This is a genomic window from Gordonia sp. i37 (genome assembly GCF_002043085.1).
Lineage (GTDB): Bacteria > Actinomycetota > Actinomycetes > Mycobacteriales > Mycobacteriaceae > Gordonia > Gordonia polyisoprenivorans.
In genome coordinates this window covers 1-12,392 of sequence record NZ_MVPX01000046.1, presented here as the reverse complement: position 1 = coordinate 12,392, position 12,392 = coordinate 1, and the positions used below count along the sequence as shown (strand labels likewise).

Annotated in this window: 5 protein-coding genes and 1 pseudogene; 4 read left to right on the top strand and 2 right to left on the bottom strand. The window is 59.6% G+C overall.

Features of this window, described 5'->3' with window-relative positions; genetic code table 11:
* Positions 1-337: pseudogene (locus B1964_RS01690) on the top strand (TetR/AcrR family transcriptional regulator); the annotation flags it as partial.
* Positions 334-1,437 (top strand): CaiB/BaiF CoA-transferase family protein, encoded by a 1,104-nt coding sequence (locus B1964_RS01685; protein WP_079928557.1) that lies wholly within the window; start codon positions 334-336, stop codon positions 1,435-1,437. The pseudogene B1964_RS01690 and the gene B1964_RS01685, both read left to right, overlap by 4 nt.
* A 24-nt stretch (positions 1,438-1,461) precedes the next feature.
* Here the strand turns inward: B1964_RS01685 and B1964_RS29845 are convergent, their stop codons facing one another.
* A complete protein-coding gene (locus B1964_RS29845) occupies positions 1,462-2,088 on the bottom strand; it encodes an SLATT domain-containing protein (RefSeq protein WP_172398720.1) in 627 nt (208 codons plus the stop codon).
* Between the two features lie 140 nt (positions 2,089-2,228).
* Positions 2,229-5,789 carry a metallophosphoesterase gene (locus B1964_RS01675; protein ID WP_079928555.1) on the bottom strand — a complete coding sequence of 1,187 codons (3,561 nt, stop codon included), beginning with the start codon at positions 5,787-5,789 and terminating at the stop codon, positions 2,229-2,231.
* Between the two features lie 281 nt (positions 5,790-6,070).
* Here B1964_RS01675 and B1964_RS01670 point away from each other — a divergent pair, with 281 nt between their 5' ends.
* Entirely contained in the window at positions 6,071-7,171 is a 1,101-nt protein-coding gene (locus B1964_RS01670; RefSeq protein ID WP_079928554.1) for a DNA cytosine methyltransferase, read from the top strand.
* Positions 7,172-7,277: 106 nt separating this feature from the next.
* The gene (locus B1964_RS01665; protein ID WP_079928553.1) at positions 7,278-12,083 is read left to right on the top strand and encodes a DEAD/DEAH box helicase; all 4,806 of its coding nucleotides are present in this window, start codon (positions 7,278-7,280) and stop codon (positions 12,081-12,083) included.
* Positions 12,084-12,392 lie beyond the last annotated feature (309 nt).

Here is a 12,392-nt window from a genome sequence, read left to right as displayed (position 1 = left end):
CCAACCGTTCAAGCAATTACGACGCGCGCCACTAGCCGAGCACAGGGTGGAACACCTTGTATCCCTGAGGGAACTGTCTGCACTGCTGCCAGAGCATCGAGCCACCGTTACCGACTATCGAAAGTACTACCAGCGCAGAGTGCGCGATGTGATCGCCGCAGGAGCCCGCGTGGGGCAGTTCGAGGTGCGTGACGCCGGGCAGGCGGCGATCGCCGTTCTGGATCTGATGAACGGAATCAGCTGGTGGCTTCGGGATGACCAAGATGTCGACGAACTCGTCTCCGATTACACCGATTTCGCCGTTCGTGGCATTCTGCACAGCGCCGGTGACCGGTGAGCGGACCACTGGACGGCCTTCGAGTCGTGGAAATGGCCGGTCTCGGTCCGACTCCTCACTCGTGCATGGTGCTCACGGACCTCGGCGCCGATGTCGTGCAGATTCGGCGGCCCGCTGGGCGCGGCGCACCCGACGGTGTGGTCGATGCCGACTCGGGACTCTGGCGCGGACGTCGAATCGTTGAGGCGAACCTCAAAGACCCGGACACCATCGACACAGTGCGGAAAATAGTCGTCCAGGCCGATGTCCTCGTTGAGGGATTCCGGCCTGGGGTTATGGAGCGTGTCGGGTTGGGGCCCGACACCTGTCTCGAACTGGCCCCGCATCTGGTGTATGCGCGGATGACCGGCTGGGGGCAGGGCGGACAGTTCCAGCACGCGGCCGGCCATGACATCAATTACCTTGCAGTGACGGGCATTCTGAGCGCCATGGGTCCGGCTGGCGAGCCTCCGATCCCGCCGCTCTCCTTGGTCGGCGACTTCGGTGGCGGATCAATGTTTCTCGTCGTCGGTGTCCTCGCTGCCCTGCTTGAACGGCAACGATCTGGGCGGGGTCAGGTCATCGATGCGGCAATGACCGACGGTGCCGCCATTCTCGCGCAACTGCAGTGGTCGTGGAAGGCCGCCGGACGATGGGTTTCTCGCGAAGACGGAAATCTACTCGATGGATCAGCCCCCTTCTACTGCACGTACGGGTGCACCGACGGGTACATGGCAGTGGGCGCACTCGAAGACGTGTTCTGGCACAACCTCGTTGAGGTTCTCGGGCTTGAGGACCTACCGAACCGGTGGGATCGATCCCATTGGCCGGATCTGCGTGCCGCAATCGCCGCGCGCTTCGCGACCAAATCGCGTGCCGAATGGGAAGAGGCGTTCGACGGTGTCGACGCCTGCGTGACTGCCGTCCTCGACTTCGACGAGGCACCTGCGCATCCCTACGCAGTCGAGCGTGGAAGCTATGTGCGGGTGAGCGGAGAGATACAGCCGAATGTGGCGCCACGGTTCTCACGGTCGGTGCCGAACAATCCCGCTGCACACCAGTCCGCGGCACTGGGATCGGTACTTGAGGGGTGGTTACCCGGGCGCGGAGACGGGGTCTGATCCGACTGAGAGAATTAACTACAACTACAACGGCTTGGCGACGTCAGAGTACAGTTGCGCCTTCTTATTCTCGGCCCCAGTTTCTAACGCTCGGTTGGTCTCGTGAAACTCAGATATCCATTCAAGCGTCTCTCCGCCATATATCCTTAGAATACTCGCTTCGGCTTCGTGAGCGATCTTAATAAACGTTGCATTCACCGTCTGCGACATGACCTCGCCCTCAACGCCCTCGATCTCCAACCATCGGGCCCTAAGGTTGGATAGAACATTGTTTATCTGAACTACCGCGTACATATCACGCGCCCATCCGGTAGATAGCCCGAGTGCCCGATCCACGGCCAAGCTAGCGCCCGATCCAAGCAGCAGCAGATAGCCTATATACGGACTCACCGCTCCACCATTTGCCGAAATCAACGGCATAAGCGCACCCCCGGCGCCAAGGACTATTCCGAGTACCCTAAGCGCAATCGAACCACGTCGCTTCAGTCTGCGATCCCGGAGATACCACCTCTGCGTCTCGAGGCCGAACTCCACAACTCGAGAATATTCGCTCCTCACTTTCTCGCGATTTCCATCCGTGCATTCAGGAAGCGAAACACGAACGACGACATCCTTATCTTCATTCGATGATTCTGAACCCGACTTCCTCACAATCCCTCCTCGAAACGCGCCCCTTTCAGGGGCTGGGCTACACCAACACCAACACCAACACCAACACGGCACGGCACGGCACGGCACGGCACGGCACGGCACGGCACGGCACGGCACGGCACGGCACTACCCAGACTGAACTATGCAAGTATTTGATTCAACGTTTCCAAACCAACCGCGCGCGCTTCCGCGACCTGCGAATTCGAGTCGTCGAGAATCTCGGCGAAATCGAGCCATCTTGCTGTTTCTCTCGCCAGTTCAGACAGCTCGGACACAGATATCGGCGCATCCTTCATCCACGGCACGGCATAGCGCGCCAATATTACGATCGTGTGCGGTGAGTTGGTGCCGTGCCGTCTAATGACGGCATGCAGGTCCTTCACAGCCCCGATCGCTAGAGATGTCGCATCCGCAGAATGGTCGCTGCGTGCCAGTTGCAGACGAAGGCGGGCGAAAGTTGTAAGCACCTTCCGGTCATTCTCACCCCCGGAAAGTGTGCGTGCAGCCGTCAAGTAAGCAAGAGCGGCCGCCGTATCTCCGCCACTGACTTCGAGTTCGAATGACCCGCGCTGCAACCAGAAGTTGAAGTCCTCGTCCAGGATGTGCTCAACTTCATCGTAAATTCTCCTGACCTCTTCCAGAGTCAATCCCTGATCAATCAAGTATGTGTGGCTTACTAATCTGGTGAGCACTCGGCGTTCGGGCTCGGAATGTGTTCGCAGATCTGCCGCAGCAGCTGCAAAAACTCTAACGGCGCCGCAGATAATTGGCCCAAGCGCTCCTTGCGAATTGAGATGGTCCCGCACTGCGGCCGCAACTATGCGGTGGCGTGCCTCGTAATAGCCGGAATTGGCAACCTCTCTAACCAAATTCTGAGTGCACAGAGTATAGAATGACTTGACCGCGACTTGAGGCGTCGTATCTGAAGACGCAAGCACCTGCTCCCGTGTTATTACTCCAGCCTCTGCCGTTACCACACATACTACGCCGTATAGAAACTTCGACACGTCGTTCAACGAATCACATTCAGTTGCAACTTTACGGTTGAAAGGAAGACCTGAAGTCGCCTGAATCATACCCACAAGCAACTGGCTTCCGGATACGCTGACCAAGAGATTGCGAACATCTGACCGTGAAGCCCGCCGGTCGTATACCACATTCTTCTCGAAAAGTTTGTCCAACAGAAGACCGACGTCGCTTTCCGAGAGATCGCCATCGACAAGCGTCTCGAGTGGGTATTCACCGCGCACCAGACCCGATCGGACAGACCTTGCGCCAATCACAACCTTTCGTTGCGAGGCCGCATTGTTCCACAAGTTACGTACGAGGTCGACCGCTCGCGCACCAAAACCATCTGCATCGTCTACAAACACTATATCGAACTCATCTAGAACGACACGGTCCACGAGGTCGGAGATCCGATTGACCTGCTGACTGTTCCGCGATTCGATCCAACCGACTCTGTGTCCTTGCGCATCAAGAATTAGCGCCGCTTGCATGAGGGCCGTCGTCCTTCCAGACCCAGCGGTTCCCTCTACCAGATATACACGGTCAGACGTGGCGGTTTCCAGGAAGCTGGCAAGCTCAGTTCCTTTACTCAACGGTGCCGCAAATCCCTGCACAATGTCAGCCCAGTCAGGTTCCTTACCCTTAAGGTACTCCTTGCTTCCGCTCGACTGCACCTTCCTCTTACTACTCACCGAAAGCTCCATCGATAGGTCAGCAGTTCGGATTCTTCGACGGATTCTCTGGTTACCCACTGCCATGTGTTCTTGATTTGGCTGCAGGTAGCCATGCACGAATTCTGAGACGCTTGACTTGACCCACGTTACGTTGTAGACATCAAGCATCCTGGCCTGCCTATCACTGAGGTCTGGACAAATTAAGAATCCAGCGGGTTGCGAACGCGACTTGGCTGTCTCGCGGAGACAAACATAGCTCCACAAGTCGAGTTCGTTTATCTCATCTGCAAGGTAAACCGTTGGGCCGACGATTGCGGACTGATCAACAAAGGCAGACCAACGACCGCGCGAGTCATCTCTCAGCTTCACATCTCGGCTGAACCTAACTTCTGCCTTTCCTCCCGGAAGGTGGCGTCCATTCACCCAGATCAGAGCACGCGAGAGATGTCCAGGGATGCGAAACCGATCCGATACTGCATCGTAACCTAGATATGATCCTTGGTCAGATTCCGGTTGGCGAGAATCACCTTCGATCTCCATCGCGGCTGGAGACAGATTCAACACTCTCGTCCATGGTCCTCTTAATATCTGGTGGGCCATTGCAGCATCACGGTCAGATTTGTTTCCGAGAAAGTAGCCCAGTGCCGAAATCGCCGCCTTCGAGTCCTCCGAACCCAGGATACTTACGAGCTCGTCCACGCTGGCATTGAAGTTCTCCGAAGAGTCCAGCCCCAGTCTTTCGAGGAGAAATCTCCTTAGATCGTGCACGGGCAAGATTAGCTGGCCATCGGAATCTGCGGTTGCAATGTCTCCCAGTATCAGAGTGCACTCCCCAGTTGCCAGTAATGACTTCAAGTCTGAGCCGGGGTCTCGAATCAGCCTTCCTTCCGCCTGCCGGCTCTCGTTCTCCGTTGGCTTATTAGATGGTTCCGATACCACATCGTCTTGATGAATCGTGGCTGAGCGCTTTAGAAGCCACTCAGGATCCGAGAAGTCCTGCCCTCGCGGTAATCCGGCGGTTAGGCTCTTATCGAATCTCCAAGATCCGCCATCTGCCTCTGATGCCGATCGTGGCCACAGCACCATACTGACGCCAGATTCGCCCTTTTCTAGTTGAACAATGGAATATCCATGACTGCGTCTCCTTTTATGTGGCGTCCATTCTGCTCCGAAGAGGGATTGGCCCTGATGAATGAGTAGACTATCTTGAGATCCAGATCGGGAGCGAACGTATTTTTGATCATGTAAATGGCCACACAAATGCAGCCGAACCGAACCACCTTCGTATAGGATCGAATCGAGCACCTCGTCAGAGTTGTCTAACCAGTCGAGAGGGTGATGAGTGACTAAGATCGATATGTCATTTTGATGGGCCCACCTGGGCAGGTCACCGCCGGCAGCCGACTGAATCTGCTTTGGCAGTATGGTGAGCGCGCCCTGCTTGGCCCAGTCGGATACATGCCTCATCCCTGAGTTGATTCCCAGGAACCCCACCGCGAATCCCGGCTTTATAAATCGTGCCGAATAATCGCCTACTAGGAGGCCGGAGTAGTCGACGTCAAGAGTGGGTAGCGGCTTGGACGAACTGGATATCCATTTCTTGTATGCGGAATATGAGTTTTCCAGGAATTCTATGCATTCTTCGGATCCGCCCGTGCCGATTCCATCCGCGATCTCGCTATCCCACATTCTCTCGAGCGCCATCTGAGCGAGCGATGACTTTTCCTGTCGGTGAACGTCGTGGTTACCTGGGACTGCCACTATTGGTGGTATTAATCCGCCGGAAGACTCCAGGTGAAGTAGCATATCGTCGAGCAGGTCGTTGGCTTGATCATATTCTTTGGGGCTACCACTAAATGCGATATCTCCCGATATGACTACAATATCGACGGGCCCACATTTCTGGACCAAGTAATCAAGATCGGCTAAAAAGTTCTCGCGTATCGAAGGCCAGCGTGGCGCCATCCATGGTTGGCCGAAATGGATATCGGTGAGGTGCAAGATATTGATCTTCGCCACGCTGCCTCCAATGCTTGACTTAGAGTATCGATTCCGCTAATCGAGGCGACTGCCGCCTACTGACTCACGGACGTCCGAGACGTTCCGCAAAGTCTACTGCACATCACTCAATACATTCGTCATTCCTCGAGGTTCCTGCGGCGCGAGTCCGCTGCTTTCGCAGGATTCTGTACCGGGTACTTCGCCTTCTATGTCACGATTCGGTGGCGCGGTGCCACCAGCGTTTCACACGTAGTCAGGCGTCCCGAAGACATGCTATCGCCTTGAAGTTATAGTTAGCCATGCGGTTCGGTGTTCACAGTCCGTCGGACAACCCCGTCGACCATCGACTCATCGATCTCTTCGCCGGCCCCGGAGGTCTAGACGTAGCAGCCACCTGGCTTGGAATCGAGACAACCGGTATCGAGTGGGACGAGGGAGCCTTCGCGACACGGGAGAAGGCGGAGATCCACTCGCACAAGGGCGATGTCCGAAAGTTCAACGCCGCAGAGTTCGCCAATGCGAGCGTTCTTGCCGCGGGCCCGCCCTGCCAGACGTTCACCGTGGCCGGCAAGGGCGCCGGGCGCCTGGCCCTCGACACCGTCCTCGCGTTCATCAAGCGGATGTCGGTCGGCGACGACATCAAAGAGGATCTGAGGGGCCTGTCCGACGAGCGAACCGGGCTCGTCCTCGAGCCTCTGCGATGGGCGCTCGACGCGAACGCAAGCAAACGTCCCTACGAGGCCATTGTTCTGGAGCAAGTGCCTGCAGTGCTGCCAGTTTGGGAGGCCATGGAAGAAGTCCTCCAGGGCATCGGATACCTGACCACGTCCGGCGTCTTGAGGACCGAAGAGTATGGGGTTCCTCAAACCCGGCGGCGCGCCGTCCTCCTGGCGAATCTGAGCTTCAGGCCCCAACTCCCCCGGCGCACCCACCAGCACTTCGTCCGCGACCAAGAGCCGATCCCCGGCTCACCCCCTTCGTGGAAGCCCATGTCCGAGGCGTTGTCACTCCTCCCCGGATCGACAAGGAACTACCCCTTCGAAGTCGTCTCCAACTACGGCTCCGGAGGAGACCCGAAGGCTCGTGGCCGGCGGCATTCCTCCGAGCCCTCGTTCACCGTGACCGGAAAGGTCACGCGCAATCGCATCCTCGACTCCAATGGCAGGTGGCGCAATCGCTTCAGCCACGCCGAAGCCGGCCTGCTCCAGACATTCCCTCACGACTACCCATGGTCGGGCGTGGGCATCGGGCAACAGATCGGCAACGCGATCCCTCCGCGTCTCGGTGTGCACGTTCTCTGCGCTGCGCTCGGCCTGGAGGTCACACCTGACGACCTCGACAAGGTGGTCGCGCTCCCCTGGGCAAGGTCGCGCAACTCGCTCCGGCCGGCCGGTCGCTGAACGTTCTGTCAGACCTCTCCTGTAGTGATTGAGGGCTCAATAGGATCTCATCTGGGGCCCACATCACGGGGATGTGGAGGTTACGAGCGAGAAGCGAGTAGTAGCGATGAGCACGAACACCACAGCGGATGTCATCGAGACCGTGCGGCAGCTGACGGCACTGGCCCTGAGAACCTACGAGATCAATCCCGGAGTGGTTGAGGAGCACGCCAATGGCGAGCGGCGCATCCATCAGGGCGGATACGGTGATCGTCAGCTTTTCGAGCTGATCCAGAACGCGGCCGATGAGCTGCGACAGCCCGCGTTCTACGGCGGACGGATCGAGGCCGTTCTCACCGACACCTACCTCTACTGTGCCAACGAGGGCTCACCCATCACGCCCGGGGGCGCCGACACCATCCTCCGCATGGGCGTCTCACGCAAACGCGGCGGACAGATCGGGCGCTTCGGTGTCGGTGTGAAATCAGTACTGTCCGTGACGAAATCTCCGCAGTTCTTCAGTACCTCGGGCGCGTTCGGTTTCGATGCCGACTGGTCGGCCCTCGAGATCAGGACCGCCGTCAATGAGGCCCGATCCGAACAGGGGCTTCCCGGGCTCGATCTCACCGACACTCCGGTGCTGCGACTCGCACGCCAACTCGATCCTGCCGCAGAACGCGCGGGAGACCCAATTCTCGACGGACTCCTCGCGTGGGCGACCACTGTCGTCCGCCTGCCACTGATGCCGGGCACCGCAGACCAATTGAACCGGAGCATGCACGCTCCTGTTCAGCTCGGCACAACGGGCCAGGAATTTCCCACGCTGTTTCAACTCTTCTCGCCCCATGTCGGGACGGTCGTTCTCGAGGATCGCAGTGTTCTTCCCGTTGCACGCCGAGAATTGACCATCGGCCACGACGGTGACGTCACGGTCATTCATCAGTCCCGCACCGGATTCCATTCCGCCAACGAACGCTACCGCGTGTTCAGCACCGAACACGTCGTCACCGACGAGGTCCGCGCCACCTCGGGCGAACTGCACGATCGCGCCACGCTCGACATCTCCTGGGCTGTCCCGGACTATCGGATCGACAAGTCGGGTGACGAACCACTCTGGACGGTGCCCTCCGAGCGCGGCACCTTCTGGTCATACTTCCCCACCAAGTACCCGATGACCCTCAGCGGAGCACTGAATGCGGCGTGGAAGACCAACGAGGATCGCCAGAATCTGCTGGACAGTGCAGATCTCAACCGCGAGTTATTGGATGTCGCAGCGCAGTTGGTGATCGACTCGCTGCCCGAACTGGTCGTTGATCAGGACCCGGCCGCCTATCTCACACTGCTACCCGGCCGTACGCGGGAGTCGCCGAACTGGGCGTGCAAATACCTCACGGGGAAGGTGTGGGACCTCGCATCGACACACCCCTCGCTGCCTGACCAGGATGGGTGCCTCCGCGAACCCCGCGATCTGAGATTCAGACCCGAGGACATCGGACACGTCACGTTGAAACTGTGGTCCGAGTACCCCGGTCGTCCCAAGAACTGGGTGCATCACTCGGTTGACGCCACCGCATTGCGGCGCGGCAAGATGAATCACATCCTCGATGCCTGTACGGGTCTCCGCCCGGCGTCCATCACCGAATGGCTCGAGGCGTTGGTCGCCGACGGGTCGGAGAAGGGGTCGATGGCCGCCCTGCGCGTGCTCAGTCGACTCATTTCCCACGACATCGCCGGGAACGGAGAACTGCTGGCAGCAGCAAAATCTGCGAAGGTCGTGCTGACCTCATCCGGAAACCTCGTGGCGCCGTTGCCCGGCAGCGTGTTCCGCCGAACATCCGACGATGTCCTGCGCGACGACCTCGTCTACGTCGCCGATTCCATCGCCGACGACCCGGACATGGGCTGGATCCTCGATCAGCTGGGCATTCGCGAGGCGGACCCGGACGGGCGCTTCCGCAGCATCCTCGACCAGGGCTTCGCCGGCTACACCGACGACCACTGGATCAGGTTCTGGCAGTTACTGCGCACCGCGGGTGGTGCCAGTCAGACCCGCGCCATCCTCGACAAATACCCAGACGCCGCAACCATTCTGAGAGTGCGCAACATCGCTGGTGACTTCGTCGCCGCCGGCAGTTGCCTGCTGCCCGGCCCCATAGTTCCCGCCGACGGATCGAGGGACCGAGACATGGCTGTCGACATGGCATTCCATGCCGATGACCGTTCCACACTTCGGGCTCTCGGAATGACGGACCGACCCGAGATGGCCGATCACCAGTGCGAGTCCGAGCAGTGGTTCGCCGACTATCGCCAGGCCATGTACGAAAGCTACTGCGCGACACTTCCCGGGACCAGCAAGAGAGTCATGCCCGATACGCTTCGAATCGAGGGCGGCGCCATCGCCGGCCCACTTCGAATCTTCCGCCGACTGTCCGACGAGGGTCGCGCCAAGTTCATCGCGTCCACTCCGCCCGAGGGTCTCGTCGTGAATTGGACGAGACAGGTTGGACGACAGTCGAACACACGTGTCGAAATTCCCTCACCCATCAGGTGGCTCTACAGCAAGTTCGGATACACCGAGACCAGCCTCGGGCTGCAACAGGTGAGCGACGCGGTCGCGCCCGAACTAGCCGAATTCAAGGACCATCTCCCCGTAGCGCAGTTGTCACCCGCCATCGCCCAACGGCTGAGACTTCGCTCCACAGTCAACGAGCTCCGCCCCAGCGAATGGCAAGCATTGCTCGATCGGGTCAAACAGAGCACCGACGACGCTGCCATCGGAAAGTCCTATGCCCTCCTGATCCGGGTGGCGCTCGATCTTCTCAACGAGGAGCCCGGCGTGCGCTGTCGCGTCGGCTCGCACTGGGATTTCCGGCCCGATCACGAAGTCGCGGTCGCCACGACACGCGCGGAGTTCGACGAGCTCGTCCGCCAACAGCAACCCGCACTTCTCGTCGCAGATCCCGGTGATGCCGAGCAAGCCGAGTTCATGGTCTCCGAGTGGGGAATGCACCGATACAGCGACGTGATCGCGAAGGAGATCCGCCCCGTTCTGGTCGGACCTGCGTCTCCCCTCGCCGACGTATTGCCCGCGTTCAAAACCAACCCGGGTGCGCGCGTGATCCGCGGCGTCTCACTACAGCTGTGCTCCGAACTCGACGAGATCACACGAACCCCGTCCGGGGCGACGCCGAAAGCCCTCGAGAGCGCCCGTGACGGCGACACCGTCTGGGTGCGCGCCGATCTGCCCCTTCTCGACCAGATGACGGCGGTGGACCGCGCCCTCGGATTCGGGCTCGGCCGGAACACCTGTGAACGACTCCTCGAGCATTACGCGAAACTGGTTGAGTCCCAAAAGCTCAGAGAGCAGGTTGCCCGTGTTCGAAATGCGGCAACCATTCCCGGAAAGTTGTCACTGCTGCTCCCGAGTGACCAACTGCGCGCGGGACTACCCGATGGTCTGATCGCCAGCGAAAAGCACGAATCGGGACATGAACCCGGCCCCGAGCGCATCGCCGAACTCGCCTACAACGCCTTCGATGACGCCGTACTCCGGGAGTACGCCAGCGACATCCGGTCAACCTTCGAAACAGCACCGGCGCACTTCGACGGCGGCCCGTCTGCCCGAAAGTTCGTCTCTGACCTGGGCTTCCCCGACTCTTTCGCGGGGGCACGTATCCCCGCACCGCCGCAGCGTGAGGATGCCCATGGGCCGGTGGACTTTCCGGCCCTCCACCCCTATCAGGACGAGATCGCGCGACGCTTCGTCGACTTCCTCACCGAACCCACACCCAGTCGCGCGATGCTCAGCCTACCCACCGGAGCGGGTAAGACCCGTGTCGCCGCTGAGGCAGTGATCCGCTGGATCGGACAGTCCGGAGTCCCCGAAGGGCCCATCCTGTGGATTGCCCCGACAGCCGAGCTCTGCGAGCAGGCCATCCAGTCGTGGAAGTTCGTGTGGGAGCACGTCGGACCGGTCACAAACCTGGTGCTCGACCGGTTCTGGGGAGGCAATTCGGCCACACCCGTAACCGGACGCCCACATCTGGTCGTCGCCACCGACGCGAAACTCGATGAGCGCCTTGACACCGACGACTACGAATGGCTTCGCAGCGCGTCACTGGTAATCGTCGACGAGGCGCACGGCGCCACATCCCCCCGGTACACACGAATCCTCGAGTTGTTGGGTCTCACCAGAAGCAAGACGCAACGAAACCTCGTGGGTCTGACAGCCACTCCATTCCGGAACGATGCCGAACTCACCCGCCGGCTCGCGGGCCGGTTCGGCAATCACCGCCTCGACGACGGTGTGCTCGGCGACAATCCGATCGCACGGCTTCAGGAACTCAACATCCTTTCGCGCGTCGAACACACGGAGCTGGAAGGTATGCGCCTGCAACTCTCCGAGTTCGAACTCGCCGAAGCCGCAAAGATGAACGGCGTGCTCCCCAAGAGCGCAGAACGCCGCCTCGCCGCCGATGAGGCGCGCAATTCCGAACTGATCAAACGGATCACCGCCCTCCCAGACGACTGGCCTGTTCTGGTGTTCGCCACCTCGGTCGACCATGCCAAGGTCCTTGCCGCGAAACTCAACGACCGCGGCATTCGCTCGGTGGCAATCGATTCCGGCACCCCGGTAGCCGATCGCAGACGCAGCATCGAGGAGTTCCGCAAGCAGAGCATCCGGGTGATCACCAACTACGGCGTGTTGTCGCAGGGCTTCGACGCTCCGGCAACCCGGGCGGTGGTCATCGCCCGACCAGTCTACAGCGCCAACATGTACCAGCAGATGGTCGGACGCGGTCTCCGCGGAACCCGCAATGGCGGCAAGGATGAATGCCTTATCCTCGATGTCAAGGACAACATCACCAACTTCGATAATCGGTTGGCATTCAATGAGTTTGAGTATCTGTGGAACGGAACTGACGGATCGTGAGTCGAGCCGATGGCAAGATGTGGATCGACCGCTGCGGACACCGCACTTACGAGATCTGCAAGAGCATTGCCGATTTCGCTGATTCAATTGGGCACTATGACCTCCGCGAGATTGAGGACTTGACGCTAGATGACTCACTCATCGAACTGGCGCATGCTTGGCAGCGCGTCTCGGTAATCCATCGATTTGCCGAGTGGTTCATTACTCGGACGTTCCTTGCTGAGACCAGCGGGCCTTACATTGAACCGCCCCGGGTTTGTCGGAGGCTCTCGAACCTGTGAAGGATGAAGAGCATGGCAGCACCACGCA

What these genes read in the sequence shown, in the direction of transcription:
- B1964_RS01670 (WP_079928554.1), top strand. Translation starts at nt 6,071, where the DNA reads ATGCGGTTCGGTGTTCACAGTCCGTCGGACAACCCCGTCGACCATCGA.
- B1964_RS01665 (WP_079928553.1), top strand. Translation starts at nt 7,278, where the DNA reads ATGAGCACGAACACCACAGCGGATGTCATCGAGACCGTGCGGCAGCTG.